Annotated in this window: 19 protein-coding genes; 8 read left to right on the forward strand and 11 right to left on the reverse strand. The window is 48.9% G+C overall.

Translation table 11 applies throughout. The annotated features are described in order from the left end of the window. Positions 1-73: 73 nt before the first annotated feature. Positions 74-1,450, forward strand: coding sequence for a hemolysin family protein (locus M2387_RS00435; RefSeq protein ID WP_259046526.1), 1,377 nt, complete (start codon positions 74-76; stop codon positions 1,448-1,450). Further along, positions 1,447-2,463 (forward strand): CNNM domain-containing protein, encoded by a 1,017-nt coding sequence (locus M2387_RS00440; protein ID WP_259046527.1) that lies wholly within the window; start codon positions 1,447-1,449, stop codon positions 2,461-2,463. Before M2387_RS00435 ends, M2387_RS00440 begins: the two co-directional genes overlap by 4 nt. 192 nt (positions 2,464-2,655) lie before the next feature. Here the strand turns inward: M2387_RS00440 and M2387_RS00445 are convergent, their stop codons facing one another. Both M2387_RS00445 and M2387_RS00450 read right to left on the reverse strand, forming a co-directional pair. Beyond that, positions 2,656-2,952 (reverse strand): YciI family protein, encoded by a 297-nt coding sequence (locus M2387_RS00445; protein ID WP_259046528.1) that lies wholly within the window; start codon positions 2,950-2,952, stop codon positions 2,656-2,658. 27 nt (positions 2,953-2,979) lie between these two features. Further along, a complete protein-coding gene (locus tag M2387_RS00450) occupies positions 2,980-3,540 on the reverse strand; it encodes an NAD(P)H-dependent oxidoreductase (RefSeq protein ID WP_259046529.1) in 561 nt (186 codons plus the stop codon). A 180-nt stretch (positions 3,541-3,720) separates the two neighbouring features. Between M2387_RS00450 and M2387_RS00455 the strand changes: the two genes are divergently transcribed. Further along, positions 3,721-4,623, forward strand: coding sequence for a LysR family transcriptional regulator (locus M2387_RS00455; RefSeq protein WP_259046530.1), 903 nt, complete (start codon positions 3,721-3,723; stop codon positions 4,621-4,623). A gap of 156 nt (positions 4,624-4,779) precedes the next feature. Next, positions 4,780-5,985 carry an MFS transporter gene (locus tag M2387_RS00460; RefSeq protein WP_259046531.1) on the forward strand — a complete coding sequence of 402 codons (1,206 nt, stop codon included), beginning with the start codon at positions 4,780-4,782 and terminating at the stop codon, positions 5,983-5,985. A gap of 10 nt (positions 5,986-5,995) precedes the next feature. Here M2387_RS00460 and M2387_RS00465 read toward each other — a convergent pair whose 3' ends face one another. The 5 genes from M2387_RS00465 to M2387_RS00485 all read right to left on the reverse strand — a co-directional run bounded on the left by M2387_RS00465 (position 5,996) and on the right by M2387_RS00485 (position 10,964). Further along, the gene (locus M2387_RS00465) at positions 5,996-6,721 is read right to left on the reverse strand and encodes a DUF3142 domain-containing protein (RefSeq protein ID WP_259046532.1); all 726 of its coding nucleotides are present in this window, start codon (positions 6,719-6,721) and stop codon (positions 5,996-5,998) included. Then, positions 6,691-8,853: a hypothetical protein gene (locus M2387_RS00470; protein WP_409039364.1), complete on the reverse strand. Its 2,163-nt coding sequence runs from the start codon at positions 8,851-8,853 to the stop codon at positions 6,691-6,693. Before M2387_RS00470 ends, M2387_RS00465 begins: the two co-directional genes overlap by 31 nt. A gap of 282 nt (positions 8,854-9,135) precedes the next feature. After that, positions 9,136-9,705 (reverse strand): PadR family transcriptional regulator, encoded by a 570-nt coding sequence (locus tag M2387_RS00475; RefSeq protein ID WP_259046533.1) that lies wholly within the window; start codon positions 9,703-9,705, stop codon positions 9,136-9,138. 10 nt (positions 9,706-9,715) lie between these two features. Then, complete coding sequence (locus M2387_RS00480; RefSeq protein ID WP_259046534.1) at positions 9,716-10,480, reverse strand: siderophore-interacting protein; 765 nt, start codon at positions 10,478-10,480, stop codon at positions 9,716-9,718. Positions 10,481-10,562: 82 nt separating this feature from the next. Then, positions 10,563-10,964 carry a pyrimidine (deoxy)nucleoside triphosphate diphosphatase gene (locus M2387_RS00485; protein ID WP_259046535.1) on the reverse strand — a complete coding sequence of 134 codons (402 nt, stop codon included), beginning with the start codon at positions 10,962-10,964 and terminating at the stop codon, positions 10,563-10,565. 203 nt (positions 10,965-11,167) lie between these two features. Here M2387_RS00485 and M2387_RS00490 point away from each other — a divergent pair, with 203 nt between their 5' ends. The 4 genes from M2387_RS00490 to M2387_RS00505 all read left to right on the forward strand — a co-directional run bounded on the left by M2387_RS00490 (position 11,168) and on the right by M2387_RS00505 (position 15,179). Then, positions 11,168-12,448 carry a DUF1479 domain-containing protein gene (locus tag M2387_RS00490; protein ID WP_259046536.1) on the forward strand — a complete coding sequence of 427 codons (1,281 nt, stop codon included), beginning with the start codon at positions 11,168-11,170 and terminating at the stop codon, positions 12,446-12,448. A 69-nt stretch (positions 12,449-12,517) separates the two neighbouring features. Next, positions 12,518-13,273, forward strand: a complete 756-nt coding sequence (locus M2387_RS00495; protein WP_259046537.1) for a DeoR/GlpR family DNA-binding transcription regulator — start codon at positions 12,518-12,520, stop codon at positions 13,271-13,273. A 108-nt stretch (positions 13,274-13,381) separates the two neighbouring features. Then, positions 13,382-14,593: a multidrug effflux MFS transporter gene (locus M2387_RS00500; RefSeq protein ID WP_259046538.1), complete on the forward strand. Its 1,212-nt coding sequence runs from the start codon at positions 13,382-13,384 to the stop codon at positions 14,591-14,593. 22 nt (positions 14,594-14,615) lie between these two features. After that, complete coding sequence (locus M2387_RS00505) at positions 14,616-15,179, forward strand: TetR/AcrR family transcriptional regulator (RefSeq protein WP_259046539.1); 564 nt, start codon at positions 14,616-14,618, stop codon at positions 15,177-15,179. On the opposite strand, the gene M2387_RS00510 is transcribed toward M2387_RS00505, so the two are convergent. From M2387_RS00510 to M2387_RS00525, 4 genes are all read right to left on the reverse strand, one after another. Beyond that, positions 15,172-15,732 carry a hypothetical protein gene (locus tag M2387_RS00510; protein WP_259046540.1) on the reverse strand — a complete coding sequence of 187 codons (561 nt, stop codon included), beginning with the start codon at positions 15,730-15,732 and terminating at the stop codon, positions 15,172-15,174. The genes M2387_RS00505 and M2387_RS00510 overlap by 8 nt on opposite strands. A 40-nt stretch (positions 15,733-15,772) precedes the next feature. Next, positions 15,773-16,438 carry a TVP38/TMEM64 family protein gene (locus tag M2387_RS00515; RefSeq protein WP_259046541.1) on the reverse strand — a complete coding sequence of 222 codons (666 nt, stop codon included), beginning with the start codon at positions 16,436-16,438 and terminating at the stop codon, positions 15,773-15,775. Between the two features lie 72 nt (positions 16,439-16,510). Then, entirely contained in the window at positions 16,511-17,317 is an 807-nt protein-coding gene (xthA, locus tag M2387_RS00520) for an exodeoxyribonuclease III (RefSeq protein ID WP_259046542.1), read from the reverse strand. 33 nt (positions 17,318-17,350) lie between these two features. Beyond that, a complete protein-coding gene (locus M2387_RS00525; RefSeq protein ID WP_259046543.1) occupies positions 17,351-17,608 on the reverse strand; it encodes a hypothetical protein in 258 nt (85 codons plus the stop codon). Between the last annotated feature and the right edge of the window lie 75 nt (positions 17,609-17,683).

Raw genomic sequence — 17,683 nt, forward strand, 5'->3', positions numbered from 1 at the left:
CAGTGGACAGAACAGAATCGTCAACCGCCTCCAGCAAGACCTATAGTAATTTAGTATCTTTGTGGGGGACAATATGATGATTGAATCAATCCTCATCCTCCTTCTGGGGATATTACTTATCCTCTTCATCATCGCTCTCAACGGTTATTTCGTCGCGCAAGAATTCGCTTATATGGCGGTTGACCGCACTAAACTTGCCGCTCGTGCTGCGGAAGGTGACTTAGCCGCCAAACGCGCTCTGGCCGTGACCAAACGTACAAGTTTTATGCTGTCCGGTGCACAGTTAGGTATCACCGTTACCGGGCTTATCGTTGGTTTTATCGCAGAACCCCTTATCGGTCGGTCATTTGGTGTGATTCTCGGTGGCGCGGGTATTCCTGTCGAAGTGGGTATAACCATAGGTACTGTGCTTGCCTTGGTAGCGGCAACCATTATCCAGATGATTTTTGGTGAGCTATTTCCAAAAAACCTCGCTATTGCCAACTCAGAACCGCTTGCCAGGAAATTAGCGAACTCAACCCTTATTTATCTGGCTGTATTTGGCTGGCTTATTAGCTTCTTCGATAAATCTGCGAATCTTTTTTTAAAAATTCTGCGTATCGAACCGGTCCATGATCTGGATGTCAGCGTGTCCGCTAACGATCTTCCCCACATCATCGCAGACTCGCGTGATAGTGGCGATCTTCCGGTCGAACTTTCCCTGATGATGGACAGAATTCTCGACTTTCCTCAGCGTGACGCCGAACATGCCATGATCCCGCGGTTCCAGGTCGACTGGCTCACCCCGGAAACAACAATAGGTGAACTGCGTGAGATGATGGCGAAAGGCCATACTCGCTACCCAGTTGTTGAGGACGATACGCCTGTCGGTATTGTTCATTTGGAAGATGTACTGGCAAGTTTCTCTGAAGGCAATAACGACCAGCCAGTCTCGACGATAATGAAGGATGCTGCTGTTATCCCTACGCTGATGCCGCTTCCTGATGCGCTCAGTCAATTAATCCGCAGCAAAAACCAACTTGCCTGCGTTATTGATGAATATGGTGGTTTTGCCGGCATTCTGACGCTAGAAGACCTTGCAGCAGAAATCGTCGGTGAAATTACCGATGAGCATGATCTCGAGACAGGAGACTCCGTGACTCCGGGCGGAGAAAATGTCTGGCTGATGGACGGTGATGCTCCCCTGGATGAAGTCGAACGCGCGATTGGCTATGAGCTTCCGCGTAATGAGGTTGAAACCGTTTCAGGAATGCTGATTGCTGAACTCGGCGCACTGCCCGCTAAAGGGGATTCGGTGACTATCCTGTTACCTGTTGACCCGGCTGATTTGGTGGCCGATGTCCCGCTCCAGAGAAAGCTAGTGGTTGATATTTTGGAGGTTGAGCGCTACGTCCCAACTCAAGTCCGGGTTTGGTTAGTGGAAGAAGTCATGAGTGAGGAGTCCCGATGAACGATCCGTTGTTTGTCACCTTAGCAACAGTCGCTTTAATTGTACTCAGTGGCCTGTTTGTTATTATTGAATTTGCGCTTCTCGGCTCCCGCAGACATCGTTTAGAGGAAATGGCCGCCAATAGCCGCTCAGCCAGGGCAGCACTGCGCGGTATGAATGACTTAACCTTAATGCTGGCTGGCGCTCAACTGGGTATCACCTTTTGTACGTTTGCCCTGGGTGCGATAACCAAGCCTGCCGTCGATTTCTGGCTTGAACCCTTGCTTGCCGCCTGGGGAATGCCGCTCTGGATAGCAGGGGGAACCTCTTTTGTTCTCGCCTTCTTTGTGGTGACATTTTTACACTTAGTGATCGGTGAAATGGCACCCAAATCCTGGGCAATCGCCAACCCGGAGCGTTCGGCATTGGCGGTGGGTATTATTGCTCAAGTCTATATATGGCCATTACGCTCTTTGATGCGCTGGCTGAATAGCCTGGCAAACCGTCTGGTGAGAGCCGCCGGTGTTGAACCGGTGGAGAGTGCTGCCGTTGGCGGGCAGGATATAGCCACCATTCGTCAGCTTGTTGAGCACTCAGCAAATACAGGAACGCTCGAACCGCAAGTTCAGCAGCAGATCTCAAGCCTGATTGACCTTGTTACCGTTCAGGTGAAAACGCTGCTGGTGGAGAAAAATGAACCGACATCTCTTCATACGGGTGTGAAGGTTGCTGATATTCGTGATGCGGCGCAGCAATCTGGCCATCAACGAATACTTCTGTTAGGCGAAGCGGAATCAACGCCCCTTGTTGTACACCTGCGGGATACGCTGATGGAGCATGATGACCGTCCTGCCTATGAGATAGCGCGCCCGGCCTTTATTCTTGATGCCTCGACGCCTATCTATGAGTCATTAGCCCTGATGCGCAAATCAAGCGTGCAGTTCGCCGTTGTGATGGACGGGCTGAAGATGTGTGGTGTTGTCACGTTGAACGATATTTTAAAGAAAATATTACCGGCTGCCTCTTCAGCTTAAATAAGTACGGGCTAATTTGAGAAGTATCGACTCTCTGAATGAATGATATTTCTTCTCTGTCATACTCCATGCTGCCTGCGTACGGCCCGTCGAGTTGCATAGTTTATCTATGCTCATCGACGGGCTGAACCTGGCGCCTGAAGACAAGACGAATTATCTGGGGATATCCCCTTCAACAGGGCGAGTGTTTTTTTATTTGGCCGCGTCAGTAAAGTCTTTTGCAATAAACTTAGGCGTGAATTCACGCACTTCATACTGAGCAAAATCAGGATAATAGCAGTCTTCATCAAGAATCGACTGTAGTTCGTTTCTGCTATTTACCCGGGCAAAAATAACGCCGGCATGGGCATCAGTATCTATATAGGGACCCAGCATCAAAAACTTTCCAGCCTGAAAATATTTCTCCAGCCATTTGACGTGAATGGGGAACATTTCATTTTGAGTTTGCGCGGTAATATCGGCGTTAACGGTGATATTAATGATAAACATGACTGAACCTTAGGTTGCTGATGCTAATTAAACGGAGATATTTCTGATAATTTTAATCAGGCGGCCAGCATGCTCACGCGCTGAAGATATTTGATCGGATCTTTTTTCTTCATCATCCCGACCGGTATAACTTACGCCGTGAGTATAAATGGCACCTGTATATTCAAGATTACACAGAGCAGCTGTGGTCTCAAATTGAGGCAGATACTCTTCAATGTTGTGTCCAAAAAAACCAGCCGGTGTGTAGGCCACTTCTGGGGCACCTGTCGTGAAAGAAAGCAGCAACTTTTTACCAGCAAGTTTTGCCGTTGAGCCATGTGCGAATCCGTGAGTAAATACTTCATCGACCCATAATTTCATCATGCCTGGGAGTGAATACCATGAAAAAGGAAACTGCCAGATAATCAAATCGGCGTCTAATAATGCTTGCTGCTCGGCGTGAATATCAAACTGATAAGCAGGATAGAGTTCGTCAAGGCGACGGATATTCACTTCTGGTAATTCTCTGGTAACCTCATCAAGAATAGTCGCATTCGCCAAAGATTTATTCAGATTCGGATGACCTGAAATAATAAGTATGTTTTTCATTTTATATCCATCCCGAAAGAAGAGTGCTAAAGAGTGTTAAATACTGAACCCACCATCCACGGCAATATCAGAGCCCATTCAATAACCCTCTGTTATGTGCCGAAGAGCTCCAATATAGATAATCCGACGGACAGCGAGTAGACTGCATCAATGACCTAAACTCTTAACTAAAAGTTAATAATGGATAATCCGACTTACGGTCAGCTGACCATCCTCCATGTCATCGCTCGCGAGGGAAGTATTTCTGCCGCAGCACGTAAATTAGGTGTTTCAGCGCCTTCGGTCAGTAAATCACTGAAGCTTCTTGAGACTAAAACCGGCGTCCCGCTATTCACCCGAACCACACGCAGAATCAGTCTCACGGATGCCGGAAGAAATCTGCTGCTGAAAACAAAGGAGGCGATCGCTACCTTGGATCTGGCGATGGAGGACATCCAAAGTTTGGGAGAAATACCTTCAGGACCCGTTAGGATCACGCTTTCTCGCTTTGCCTATCAGCTTATCGTGAAGCCGGGGCTTGCTGAATTTCATCAAACCTATCCGGATATACAACTGGAGTTGTCTATTAACGATGGTGCTGTTGGTCTGGTTGACGAGGGATTCGATCTCGGGATTCGTTTCGGGGATACCGTCAGTGAAGGAATGGTTGCCAGAAAAATTTATCCGGCATTCCGAATGGGGCTTTATGCTTCAGAAGAGTATATTAAGAAATATGGGTTTCCCGAAACGCCTGGTTGTCTTTCCGCACACCGGCTGATTACTTACCGGTTCACCACCTCTAATCGTATTTCATCCCTGACCCTTCTTGAGGACGGTCTATCGATTCACCCCGAGATCGCTTCAGCCATGATATGTAACGATACTGATGCAGTCTGTGATGCGGTAAAAGCGGGAATAGGAATAGGGCGTATATTTGAACCGCTGCATGCCAGAATGGCGGATCGCGAGGATTTTATCCCGATACTGGATACATACTGGCCGATGTACCCGGCCGTCTATTTTTACTATACCCAAAACACGCAACGAGCAAAGCGAGTGCAAGCCGTTATCAATTTTTTCGATTATCTTAAAAAAGCTGAATAAGTCTCACCTCGTCGTACTAAATTCAGTTATCAGATTGAAAATGAAGTTTAGCAGGGTACTCTTTATCGCCTATTTCTCTGACAAAACTCTGACTCCTGATATACAGAGAATAACGCATACAATTATGCAAATATTAGGCTTAATGGAAAATTGTTGATGACACGGAATGATTCATTACTCAAGTTACCCGGAATTAGAAGACTGCTGGCAGGTTACGGCCTCTCGGTTATTGCAGATACGTCGGTATATATTGTCTTTGCGCTGTGGGCTAAACAGCTAACTGGAAGTACATCAGACGCGGGGCTGGTACTTTTCTGTTTTATTATCCCTTCATTAATTGCTCCACTTACAGGAAATGCCATAGACAGCCTGAAAAAGGACAGTATTATGGTATTTACCAACCTTGTTATGGCAGCATCCATACTCACTCTTCAGTTCGCGCATGAAAAATATCAGTTTATATTGTTATTAATTTCAGCTTTTATCTATGGGTTAGGGTATGTGGTATTTAATTCCGCACGCGTTTGTCTTGTAGTCAATAATTATGAAAAAAAGGACATAGGCGAAATCAATGCGGTGCTCAGAACGCTTCGGGAAACGGTGAGACTGACAGCCCCCATACTGGGTGTCTATTTATATACCACTTTTGGAAGTCATTTCTTTGTCTGGTTTGTCAGTCTCTCTCTGATTATCTCCGCTGTTTTATTTCTAAATCTTGAAGTAAAAAATAGTGACTACCGCCAGGAAGCGAATATTTCTGCATTCTCATTTTCTGGGTTGATGGATGGCGTGAAGGGGTTATGGAGCGTTTCTCTTATTCGTTCATGTGTACTCTGCCTGTTGGTAACGCTTTTGGTTGCAGGGTTTTACGAGGTGATTCTGTTCAGTATTCTTGAGCACCTGAATCAGCCCTTGTCCGTTATCGGGCAACTGATCTCAGCTCAGGGCATCGGGGCGGTTCTCGGGGGAATATTGTCGATAAGACTGATCAAGAAAACACCTCCGGAGTTACTTATCCTCGGCGGTTTTTTTATTCAGGCGCTGGGTATAGCCGGGCTATTTGCGTCAGCAATGCCGCTTATTTACCTCAGCTGCGCCCTGTTTGGTTTCGGGTTGCCACCGTCTATGGTGGGGCTGGATACGCTGATTCAGACAAAACTTCCGGCATCCATTCAGGGCAGGGCGAATACATCACTTGAGGCTATGACCAGTATCCCTTTTTCACTTTCATTTCTGATCTCAAGTCTGATGATTACCGCTATCTCTTACAGAGTTATGCTGTGGTATATGTTGGCTGTGACGGTTTTAGCCGCTGTCCTTTTGACCTTTGCCGTCCGGAAAGCGTCGTCTTCCCGGTCATAACCATGACAAGTCAGTGCTCAGTTTTATTCCGAAGCATAAAAACCACGGTGCCACGATACCAGGGAGAGTTTGCCAGCGATTTTTCATACTGGTCATCCCAGTCGCCATGCTGAACCAGGCCGATAGAGAAAGGGATTTTCAGCTTGCTCAGGGCCGGTAAATACTGGGAATAATCGGTGACCGTATGCCGCCCCTGATAGCTTTGCACCACAATCTCATCAATAGGTAAGGTATTGAGGGTTGATATATCCCCCGTTTTTGCCCAGTCCAGTAAACCGGTGACCCCGAGCGCGTAACGCGCGGGCAGCTGCTGACGGATCTCACGCAAGAATGCCGCATAATCGTTTAAACGGTGGGTTGCCGCGTCAAAATCGATTTGTAATCCGACAACCTGATTTCCCGCGATCTCCCAGCGGTCCAGCAACAAAATAATCCGCCGCCAGGCATCAGCTGGCATATCAAGGGTTGTTATGCGTACCGTTAGCCAGATACGGGGAAAGGTCAATCGACTCACGGGTAATCCTACCCGCTCAAAAACCACCCGTCCGCTGCGCGTGACCAGCTCACCCTGATGCAGGTAAACCACCTGAGCCTGGCGTAGCGCCTCCCCGGGTTTTACGCCGGACCAGAGCCAGAATGCCCGATGCTCTTCGGCGTTAACCCGGGCGTGAGCGGGAAAACTGAACAGCCCGGCTATCAGCAACCCTACCAGTAGTATTTGAGTTTTTGCGCCCATACACTTCCTGGATACTGTGATTTCAGCTGAGTGAACCAGCCTTTACGCACATGTTTATCAACGTCAGCGCCTCCACAGTCGTTATAACCGGAAGGGGCATAACACATAATCGCCCGGTACAACGCATAGCTCTTATCTTCCGGCTCACTCTTGGCGTCATTGATGATCTGCCGGTAATAATCCTGACGGCTGGGCTGGCCGATAAATTTATCGTCGGAGGTAAGAGCATCGAGGGCGATGTTTCCCGGGGAGTCTTGTCCCAGCGAAATGCGCGCATCACTGATTCGCAGAAACTCACCCAGGCAATTTAACGCATGTCCGTCGCGGTTGTTCTTACTCAGTACGCTGACGGTTTTAGTGAGTGATGAGCAGAAGTAGCCATCTTTGATGTGCTCGCCAGGCCAGTCAAAAATGCTCAAGGAGACATCCGCAAAGGCATCACCAATAACCGGCTGTGAAATATGGCTCGCCAGTGCTTTATCTGCCAGCCAGTCCGCATAGCGCGCCTCTATCAAGTCACGCATCAATAAGGTATGCAGGGCGATAGTTCGCTCTTCGTTATTCGGTGCCGAAGCCACCTGCTGGCGTAAAAAATCAGCATCAGCCCGTGTTTTAAGCACTACAGAGCGGTAGCGCAGGTTGGTTATCGGGCTGGCGGCGGCAAAAATATCAGCAATATTATTTGACTCAACCAGAGTCGCTGCCAGCTGGCTTTGCAGATATTGCTGCTGTTCCACATTCCTGGTGGATGCCAGTAGCTGTGACCAGTGTTCCTTTGCCTGGGACCATTTTTCTTGCGCCATCAGAGCATTGCCATACAGCGCCTGTTCACTGAAGGCTAAAATATCGTTTTCCGGCAAATGGCTAACAGGCTTAATTTCACGGATTACCTGCGCATAATCTTTTTTCTGATAGGCCAGCATTTCGTTGAGATAGTGCCAGTAATTCAGCGTATTTGACTGTTCGAATACGGGTTTGATTTCATCCAGATAGGCTTTGTCAGCACAGGGTTGCCGTTCATCGCAATTCGTATTGCGCATCATACGCAACGCCTGGGTAAAGGTGAGCAACGGCGCATCAGGCGAGTAGCGATAAAATGCGTCATTCCAGTTGTTATCCCGGCTCTGCAATTTATTGTCATTCTCAGCGATAAGCGCTACCAGACTGTTGACGTCTTTAGCCTCAGCAAATGCAGTTTCATAAAGTTTTGCCAGGCTATCTGTGTCCTGCAGATACCAGTTAATTCTCCGTAACAGACCGGTAGTGGACGCCGCATATTCTCCTGTTGGCCAGCGCTGAAGATAATCATTGGCCCATTTTAATGCCAGTTTTGCCGCCTGCGGATCCACTTTATTGACATCAAAATCACCGTATTCACCTGCGGCATTCTGGCTACTGGTATTCAGCGCATTGCGGATAAGCATATAGCTACTCGCTTCAGCAAGCCAGGGCTGCTGGCTTTCCTTGAGTGCCAGCCACAAGGGTTCAGCCTCGGCATAGTTACCGCTATAGAAGTCATTGGCAGCAGACAGATAGGTTTTGAACTGATTTGCCATGGAGCCCGCAGGAAAATTGAGAGCATCAATCCTTGCCTGACTCTCCTCACTGCCATCAATAACGATCCTGACTTTCGCCAGCGCCTGTCGCTGTTCCTGGGTCAGGCTGTCATCCGTCAGCAGGGCTGAAAGAAAATTTTCATCAGATTGCGCCGTCATCGAGACAAAACGATTCTCAAGCGAGTCCTCATCGCTATAGTCAGGTTCCACGTCGGCTAAGCCCAGACGTGCGAGTGACGCTTTCACTTCAGCGATAGCAGGTTGAACGGTGTTTTGTTCTGCGGGGGGTGTAAAGCGATACCAGGCATCAAGGTGCGGGCCGAAGTAGAAATCACGGCTGCGGGTGAAGTCAGTCGGTATCGGCTGGCCGGGTAAGGACAGCGCCGCTTTTTCACCGAGCAAACGCAGCAAGTTATCACGTGTATCATTGTATACACCCAGTACCGGCGGGCTATCGATTAAACAGCCCGGCGCCCCCCAGGGACAACTCGTTTCATCTGATGAGGCAAACGCCATTTTGCTGACGATGAGTGAAAGAAGTAATGTGGTGGCGCAACGGTATACTCTGGAATTCATATCATGGCATCCTAAAAATCAAACGCCCAGCGTCAGGGCAGTGAGCACGATGCACTGTCTCTGGTGGCGCTGGTTATTACGCTTATTTTAGCCATAAACAAGCAAGATAGAGCTAAGTAATCTTCTGATTTGATTTATCAGACTCAAATTTCCCGCGTTCTCCGTCGGTGATAAGTCAGATGTAATATGAAAAATACGGTTATGACAAAAAAGAAAAGGGGACTTAACATTTCTCAACGTTAAGCCCCCCGTATAAGTGGAGCGCGAGCGTCTGACTTTTAACTAGCTGCGTTCAATATCTTTAGCCGCCTGGTCGAGGGTATCGATAATTTTATACAGCGTTTCCTGGGGGATATCGCTGTTAGCCAGTTTAGTATTCAGGGCTATTTTAAAGTTATGGATCGCGCGCTGCACTTCCGGGATCCGGCGGTTGCCTCCCAGCACACCCAGTGATTCCAGGCGCTCAAGTATCGAGCGGATTTCTTCTGACTGCTGTTCCAGGGAGGCTTTACCCTCATCGGTCAGTTGCCAGGCTTTCTTCGCGGTCTGGTTTTCAGTTGCCTGTATAGCACCCATTTCTTCAAGCAGGGTCAGGTTCGGATAAATAATTCCCGGGCTCGGAACATATTCCCCTTTCGCCAGGGCTTCAATCGACTTAATGAGCTCATAGCCATGAGCTGAGTTTTGCGAAAGAAAATAAAGGATCAGTAAACGAATATCACTGGCGTCGAACAGCCTTTCCCGACGATGGCGAGCGCGTCCTTCCGGGTTACCATGCTCATGACGGCCGTGACCGCCGGTGTGTCGTTCATGTCTGTCGTGTCGGGTGTGGTTATGATGATGTAATCGCATCAAAAATCTCCTATTTTTTATGCCAGTAAGCCACGGCGCGCAGATAGTCTGCGTCGAGATCGTGGGTTGCCAGCAGGTCATCGCTCAACTGTTTCACTTCATCACCTTCACCGGTTATCCAGAAATAATAGTCTGTTGCCGGAACCGAAAGTGACTGCAGTTTTTCAGCGATAGATTCAATATTTAGCCATTCAATATGAGCATGGCTGAACTCGCTCAGGTATTCCTGAGTTTGCGGCTGGCTACAGTTCACCAGCACCTGGACCGAAATATCTTTCGGTAATGAAAGTAACCGGCGACGCACAGCGGGTAGTCCGCTTTCGTCACAAACATAAAGCTGCCAGGCGTAATCCACCGGGGTCACCAGTGACCCCCTTGGGCCGCCAATCACCAGTGTGTCATTGGGTTGCGCGGCTTCTGCCCACTGGCTCGCGATCCCGCCTTCGTGAATGAAAAAGTCGATAGTCAGTTCATTCAATGTGGCATCAAAGGCCAGAGGGGTGTAGTCACGTGCCGCGGGGCGGGGACCGTCAGGCCAGACAATACCTTCGCTGGTGATTTCAGGTAGCACGCATTTTTCGTTGCCCGCCGGGAAAAAGACCTTCACATGGTCATCGAAACCCTGTGAGGAAAACCCGGCCAGCTGATCGCCCGTCAGGACAATACGATAGAAACACCCGGCGACTTTTTGTTTACTTTTTACCGTTAACTCACGGAATTTAAGCTCATTTTTCACGCGTTTTGCGAGTTTTGGTTTGTTATTTTGCGTTGTCATTATTTTCTCGTCTGTGATGTAAGATATATCATAGATATGTTTTACCACGTGAGAATGACTTTGTCTTTATCAAAAAATGTTTTTATTTGTGGTAAAAAGCGGCGAGTAAAGGAATATCGGCAGGAGCCAGCTTATGGCGGTCAGCGCAATCCTGAGCATCGAGCTGCGAACACCAGCGCAGTTCACTGTGGCATAGCGGTGTCGGAACACCGGTAAACTCTGTGACATGCCAGGCATGTAAATGAATGATTCTGTCTGCGACCTGCCACTGCTGGCTGGCGATATAACGCCCGATTTTGGCGGTTATCCCCAGTTCCTCCTGTAGCTCCCGCGCCAAAGCCTGCGGCTGAGTCTCACTGGCTTCAACTTTGCCGCCGGGAAATTCCCAGTAACCTGGCTGATCGCCGGTTTCCGGACGGCGGGCCAGTAAAATGTTTCCGTTATGCTCAATAATCGCCGCAACAACATCCAGTACTTTAGTCATACACTATTTTTCCAAAAAAAGGTCGGTAATCGGGCAGAAGCTGGGCTTAAGGATAGCCTGGTGAAGAGTGCTGAGAAGAGCATTTTGTGAGTCATATCAAATTCACCCTGTTGCAAAGTTGTTATGCTCGTTAAAACTTTCGAATGAAGATATTTTAATTTCAATCGAAACTCTAACAGTTCAATTTTGATTTGGAGCCTGCAATGGAAAACAACTTTATCCCGACCCGTCTTCCCGAAGACTACAAAGCCAGTATTCGTGAACTAAAGCGGACGTTACGTGAGCAAATAGGGGACGTGGAAGGTCTCTTTCAGCAGGTCTGCCAAAAAATTGAAACTGAAATCGCTGCGGCAAAGGCTGATGAAGCCCGTTATGGTACCGCGTGGCCGGTAGTGGAGTGGCGAGATATCCAGGCAGGTAAGATTAGCGCTGAAACGGTGAAGCATATTAAACGCCGGGGTTGTGTTGTCGTCAGACAAAACTTTCCGAAAGAGCAGGCGCTGGCCTGGGATCAGTCCCTGCTTGATTACCTCGATACCAATGACTTTGATGGCATTTATAAAGGGCCGGGAGATAACTTTTTTGGCAGTCTGGATGCGTCGCGTCCGGAGATCTATCCCATTTACTGGTCCCATGCGCAAATGGAAGCGCGTCAGAGCGACCGTATGGCGGCGGTACAATCCTTCCTGAACCGGTTATGGACTTTCGAATCGGGTGGTGTTCAATGGTTTAACCCGGATATCAGTATCAACTATCCCGACCGTATTCGCAGACGTTTGCCGGGCACTACTTCAAAAGGCCTGGGGGCACACACTGATTCTGGTGCCCTGGAGCGCTGGTTGCTGCCTGCCTATCAAAAAGTTTTCCAGAAAATATTCAATAATCAGTTTGAGAGCTACGACCCCTGGGATGCGGCATGGCGCCCGGAAGTGAATGAGTATTATGCCGACAATACCACCAAATGTTCGGTTTTCCGTACCTTCCAGGGCTGGACCGCGCTGTCAGATATGCAGGTGGGCCAGGGGCTGTTACACGTGGTGCCTGTACCGGAGGCAATGGCCTATGTCTTACTGCGCCCATTGCTGGATGACGTGCCTGAAGATGAGCTCTGTGGTGTCGCACCGGGCAGAGTACTGCCGGTTTCCGAGAAGTGGCATCCTCATCTGATTCAGGGGTTAAGCAGTGTTCCGGCCATTGAAGCGGGGGATTCCGTCTGGTGGCACTGCGATGTGATTCACTCTGTTGCCCCGGTACAGGATCAACAAGGCTTTGGTAACGTGATGTATATCCCGGCAGCACCGCTGTGCGATAAAAATTTAGCCTATGCCCATAAGGTTGCCAGCGCTTTTCGTGAAGGACGCTCACCGGACGATTTCCCGCGTGAAGACTATGAGGTGCAGTGGAATAACCGCTTCAACGAAAGTGAACTGAATAAAAATGGTCGCCTCAGCCTGGGCATAGATACTGCCGAACAGTTAAAATAACGCGCGCAAAAATAGGCATGTCGGTTTTTTTTGATAAACTGGCATGCCTTTCTCTGGATACAGAATGTTATGAATCCCCGTCATCAGCAAATTATTCAAGTGGTAAACCTGCGCGGAAATATCAGCGTCAGCGAGCTTTCGCAACTGACGGGTGTCTCTGAAGTCACTATCCGGCAGGATTTGAACCTGCTTGAAAAAGACAGCTATCTGCGCCGTATTCATGGTTCAGCGGTTGCGCTGGACAGTGATGATGTGGGGGCGCGTATGCAGACGCGTTATCAGCTAAAACAGGTGATTGCCGCCAGGGCTGCCTCTTCAGTCAATGAGGGTGAATCGGTATTTATTGAGGGGGGCAGTACTTGTGCTCTGCTGGCGCGTGCCCTTGCCGACAGCCGCGGACTGACGATTATCACGGTCAGTCACTATATCGCCCATCTGTTAAAAGACAGCGCCTGCGAAGTGATTGTCCTGGGCGGGTTATACCAGAAAGAGAGTGCCTCGGTGGTGGGGCCGTTAACGCGTTTTTCATTGCAGCATATCCATTTCCATAAGGCATTTATTGGTATTGATGGCTGGCATGAGAACACCGGTTTTACCGGCAGAAATATGCTTCGTAGTGATGTGATTAATGCGGTAATGGAAAAAGAGGGTGAAAAAATCGCGCTTACCGACTCGTCAAAATTTGGCCTGGTACATCCTTACCCGCTTTCACCGGAGATCCCTTTTTCACGCATTATTACGGATGATGCGCTGGCGACTGAGTATCAGCATGTCATCAATAAACAAGGTATAATGCTTACCCTGGTGAGTGACACCGGCCAATAATGTCCTGAAGTTATACCTCTGGTTTTGAACAGAGGTTTTTTTGAAAAAATAATTGCTACCGACCGGTAGGTTGTATAAAGTGATTTTTTTTATCACAGGTAATTAACAATGCAGTTCAAAGCGACAGGATTTAAATTTTTAGCCTCATTAGCGCTTATCACCGTTCTCGGGCCCTCGGCGATAGATATGTATCTGGCCTCTATGCCCGATATGGCCGCTGAGCTGGGGGCTTCTTCCGCCAGTATTCAGCTGACATTAACGGTATTTTTGCTGGCGATGGGTTTTGGGCAGCTGATCTTTGGGCCGATTATTGATGCCCTGGGTCGTCGCGGTCCGTTATTGGCCGGTATCTTCTGTTTTATTATTTGCTCAGTCTGGGCCGCTTACGCCCGCACTTTTGATGCACTGCTCTACGCCCGGTTCTTTCAGGGGCTTGCCGCTTCTCTTACTCTGGTTGTGGCTATCAGTACCGTACGTGATGTAGCGACAGGGACGGATGCCGCCAAACTCTTCGCCTTGCTGATGACCATAGAAGGGCTGGCACCGGTACTTGCGCCAGCCGTGGGCGGGTATGTTGATGCCCATTTTGGCTGGCGCGCGGTGATGTTTGTCCTGGCGGCAATGGGCGTTTTTGCTCTGTTTAATACTGCCCTTAACTTACCGGAAACACTGCCTGTTCATAAACGTACGTCATTACAGTTAGGTACCGTGATGCGCAATTACGCACGCCTGTTGACGGATGTCTCCTATATCCTGCCTGCGCTGGCGCTGACCTCAGCATTTTTCTTTCTGTTTGTTTATATCGGTGGCGCTTCAGGGGTGTATCAGTCGTACTACAAACTGACTCCGGATATGTTTGGTTTAGTCTTTGGCGCGACCGGTATTGCCGTATTACTGGGTGCGCTGGCTACCGCTCGCTGGGTGTCCTCATCCTCGCTGGGAAGTGTCGCTGTTAAAGGCGTGTTGTTTATGGCGGTCGGTGCGGTAGTCGCTGCGGTGTCAGCAACCAGTGGTTTAGGGTTAAAGGGCGTGGTACCCGGTATGTTTATTGCCATGTTCGGTCTGGGTATTGCCGAGTCCACTCTGATGTCAGTGACCATGTCTTCTCAGAAAACCTCTCTCGGTTCTGCCGCGGCGCTGCTCGGCGCATTACAGCTGATTCTGTCATCAGCAGCCACGCCCCTTGCCGGATGGCTTGCCGGAAAAAGTGCCGAACACTGGCTCTCTTTTCTGGCGTTATTTGGCCTTTTTGTTGTCATCATTACGGTTGCCGCGATCCGTCGTGCCGGGACTGATATAGAATACGTCACGAGTCACTAAATCAATCAAGGAGCTTTAACTTATGTCACTTTCGCCTGCTGCCCAGAAAATTGCCGATGCGGCCGTTATTCATTTCACCGAAAATGGCTACGATGCGGCATCGCTGAGTACCCTTGCTGATGCGGCAGGCATTAGAAAAGCGACCATTTACTCTCACTTTAAAAATAAAGATGAGCTGTTTCTGTCGGTATTTGAACAGGCTTTAACTATTGAGAGGGAATTTGCCGTACGCTGTTTTGAACAAGAAAGTCGGGCCGGAGAGAAATACCTTTTTGCGGTATCTGAACGTTATACCTGCTCGCCTTATCTGCGGCTGGTGCTACGAACCGCTTTTATTCCTCCGATTGCTGTGAAGAAAGAAGTGAGTAGTGGATATGAAGATTTCATCGGTTTAATCGGTGAACACTTTTTACAGAATTTTAATCGCTGCCATTCTCAGTCAACAGGGCAGTCAGCGATGTTCTGTGATGCCTACCTGGGGATAGTGGACAGTCTTCATATTGAGCTTCTGTATGCGTCACCCGAAGCGGCTGACAGACGCCGCGTCTCCTTGTGGCAGATCTTTTCAATGGCGCTAACTAGTTGAATAATTTCTCTGTGGCTATTTTGCTTACCGATCGCAACATACGTAAGCGAATCAGCCCGCTGACCGGTCGAATCAAATACCAGTAGGGCGAAAATTTTCTCCTGGCCTGTTTATCTATACAGAATACGCGAGTCTCTGTGGTCAGACGGGTATGGCTGTTATCCAGTTTTTCCAGATGATAGCTGAGCACGAGCTTGGCGGCACCAGGCTGATTAAAGGCCTGAAAATCCTCGGCATCCATCACAGTTACTTGCCCGTAATCAGGCTGCCAGAACTTACCGGTTAGCCCGAAAGCCAGTTGCTGATCATCGGTCTGCTCCAGCAGGGTAAAGTTATCCAGATTAAAGGCTTTACGTGGCGTCGGTGTCCGGTGTTGTAAACGGTCAATCAAACGTACCGGTAACTCGCGCAGCGCAATTGCCCCCCGGAAGAAACCGTCATTATCAGGCCGGTAGGCCAGCACGGCCGCCATGACATCGGCTTGCGAGGCGGCAATATCCAGGGCATGTTTTTCACTAAAGTGCCAGACCGGAAGATACTTATCATTAAGCATGGAACAGGCTCCAGAAGTATTTGCGTATCGCCATTGAGTCCTATTTATTGACTGACTTCAGTATCCAGCGGGAAATTAACGGCAGAGATCCTAACAGCACAAACAGCAGTAAAATGCTGGGGGAGAGAATATCCTGTACGCTTTGAATCTGACTCAGCTCACGACCGGTACTGATATATAACACGATAGAAGGCAGCAGACCGACCAGCGTAATCACGGCAAAGCGCATCACGGGAAAAGGGGTGAGCCCCATTAACAGATTAATCACCGAGAAGGGTAAAACAGGCACCAGTCTGACAGCAAATAAGTAATATGAACCGTTACGTGCCATACCGGTATTGACTTTATCCATCACAGTAATAAAGCGTCTTTGTACCCAATCCCGCAGCAGATAACGGCTGAGTAGCATGGCAATAACCGCGCCGCTGGTGGCGGCACTCGCGACCAGCACTGTACCTTCCAGTAAACCAAACAGCGCCCCGCCTAACAGCGCCAGGATACGGGTGCCGGGAATCGACAGGGCGGAAATAAGGAAATAGCCTAAGAAAAATAGCCCGATAGTGGCCTTGGGGTTATCTGCCTGCCACAGTTTAAGCTGCCCCTGATAGTGCTGAAGTGTCGCAAGGCTTAGGGTGCCCGGCGGCAGGGAGATATAAATCACCACAAACAGAACGACAAATAACACCAGTACCAGACTACGTGTCATGTTGGTTCCTTTTGCTACAGATAACCCACATATGTCGTTCTCCTCAGGTCAGGTAACCGGTAAGCCGCGCGCTTAAAGACTAAACTCAGCCCACACCGGCGCATGGTCGGAAGGTTTTTCCATACTGCGAATTTGGTAATCAATACCCGTTGCTGTGCAACGTGCGGCCAGAGGCTGGCTGGCTAATAGCAAGTCGATGCGCAGTCCGCGGTTATCATCGAATCCTTTAGAGCGATAGTCGAACCATGAAAATTGGTCCTGTACTTCCGGGTTGGCATGACGGAAGGTGTCGACCAGGCCCCAGTCCAGTAAACGCTGCATCCATTCACGTTCTTCAGGTAAAAATGAGCATTTACCGGTTCTCAGCCAGCGTTTGCGGCTGTCTTCACCAATCCCGATATCCAGGTCGGTGGCACTGATGTTCATATCACCCATGATAAGAACCGGATTTTCCGGGTTCAGACTCGTTTGCAGGTAATTTTGCAGGTCGAGATAAAATTTGGCTTTCGCCGGGAACTTGGTTTCGTGCTGGCGGCTTTCCCCTTGTGGGAAATAGCCATTGATCACGGTCAGCGGGCCGAGTGGCGTTGGGATCTCGGCCATAATAATTCTGCGCTGTGCGTCTTCAGCATCCCCCGGAAAACCGCGCGTGACGGAGACAGGCTCCTGTTTGGTGAGCAGAGCAACACCGTAGTGGCCTTTCTGTCCGTGATAAAACACGTGATAACCCAGCTTTGCGACCTCATCCAGAGGGAACATATCGTCATGGACTTTGGTCTCCTGCAAACCAATCACATCAGGCTGATGTTGTTCGACGATAGCCTGAAGTTGATGCGGGCGCGCACGCAGGCCATTGATATTAAAAGAGACAAATTTCATGATAGTCGCCAAATTATCCATATAAGTGTTGCATTATAGTAACAGAAATCTCTGTAATGTGCTGGCAGTTAACCACAGGCTTGTGCCCAAAAATGCGCTTGCAGGGCTGCAGAAAATGACAGACTCACCGATGGCATAGCTTTTATCGCGCATCTCCTGCGCCAAAATGGGGAGTTCGCACTCAAATGGGGCGCGTTCATGTCGATAAATCCCGAAGGCGATCACAAATCCAGAATTATATTTTACCGGTGCATAATTTTTCTTTTTATTGCTCTGGGAATCAACCTTCATTGTAAAATTATGCACCATTTATTCATATTGATTGCATAAGTCGTTTTTGTAACTCATTGATTTTTCTTCCTGCTA

The sequence above is a fragment of the Klebsiella sp. BIGb0407 genome, assembly GCF_024807845.1.
In the GTDB taxonomy this organism is placed as follows: domain Bacteria; phylum Pseudomonadota; class Gammaproteobacteria; order Enterobacterales; family Enterobacteriaceae; genus JGM124.

Excerpts from the sequence above, each read along its gene's own strand:
- M2387_RS00525 (WP_259046543.1), bottom strand. The coding sequence starts at position 17,608 with ATGAAGGTTGATTCCCAGAGCAATAAAAAGAAAAATTATGCACCGGTA.
- M2387_RS00470 (WP_409039364.1), bottom strand. The coding sequence starts at position 8,853 with ATGAATTCCAGAGTATACCGTTGCGCCACCACATTACTTCTTTCACTC.
- xthA (WP_259046542.1), bottom strand. The coding sequence starts at position 17,317 with ATGAAATTTGTCTCTTTTAATATCAATGGCCTGCGTGCGCGCCCGCAT.
- M2387_RS00455 (WP_259046530.1), top strand. The coding sequence starts at position 3,721 with ATGGATAATCCGACTTACGGTCAGCTGACCATCCTCCATGTCATCGCT.
- M2387_RS00445 (WP_259046528.1), bottom strand. The coding sequence starts at position 2,952 with ATGTTTATCATTAATATCACCGTTAACGCCGATATTACCGCGCAAACT.
- M2387_RS00435 (WP_259046526.1), top strand. The coding sequence starts at position 74 with ATGATGATTGAATCAATCCTCATCCTCCTTCTGGGGATATTACTTATC.
- M2387_RS00505 (WP_259046539.1), top strand. The coding sequence starts at position 14,616 with ATGTCACTTTCGCCTGCTGCCCAGAAAATTGCCGATGCGGCCGTTATT.
- M2387_RS00510 (WP_259046540.1), bottom strand. The coding sequence starts at position 15,732 with ATGCTTAATGATAAGTATCTTCCGGTCTGGCACTTTAGTGAAAAACAT.
- M2387_RS00500 (WP_259046538.1), top strand. The coding sequence starts at position 13,382 with ATGCAGTTCAAAGCGACAGGATTTAAATTTTTAGCCTCATTAGCGCTT.
- M2387_RS00440 (WP_259046527.1), top strand. The coding sequence starts at position 1,447 with ATGAACGATCCGTTGTTTGTCACCTTAGCAACAGTCGCTTTAATTGTA.
- M2387_RS00515 (WP_259046541.1), bottom strand. The coding sequence starts at position 16,438 with ATGACACGTAGTCTGGTACTGGTGTTATTTGTCGTTCTGTTTGTGGTG.
- M2387_RS00495 (WP_259046537.1), top strand. The coding sequence starts at position 12,518 with ATGAATCCCCGTCATCAGCAAATTATTCAAGTGGTAAACCTGCGCGGA.
- M2387_RS00485 (WP_259046535.1), bottom strand. The coding sequence starts at position 10,964 with ATGACTAAAGTACTGGATGTTGTTGCGGCGATTATTGAGCATAACGGA.
- M2387_RS00475 (WP_259046533.1), bottom strand. The coding sequence starts at position 9,705 with ATGCGATTACATCATCATAACCACACCCGACACGACAGACATGAACGA.
- M2387_RS00480 (WP_259046534.1), bottom strand. The coding sequence starts at position 10,480 with ATGACAACGCAAAATAACAAACCAAAACTCGCAAAACGCGTGAAAAAT.
- M2387_RS00465 (WP_259046532.1), bottom strand. The coding sequence starts at position 6,721 with ATGGGCGCAAAAACTCAAATACTACTGGTAGGGTTGCTGATAGCCGGG.
- M2387_RS00490 (WP_259046536.1), top strand. The coding sequence starts at position 11,168 with ATGGAAAACAACTTTATCCCGACCCGTCTTCCCGAAGACTACAAAGCC.
- M2387_RS00460 (WP_259046531.1), top strand. The coding sequence starts at position 4,780 with ATGACACGGAATGATTCATTACTCAAGTTACCCGGAATTAGAAGACTG.
- M2387_RS00450 (WP_259046529.1), bottom strand. The coding sequence starts at position 3,540 with ATGAAAAACATACTTATTATTTCAGGTCATCCGAATCTGAATAAATCT.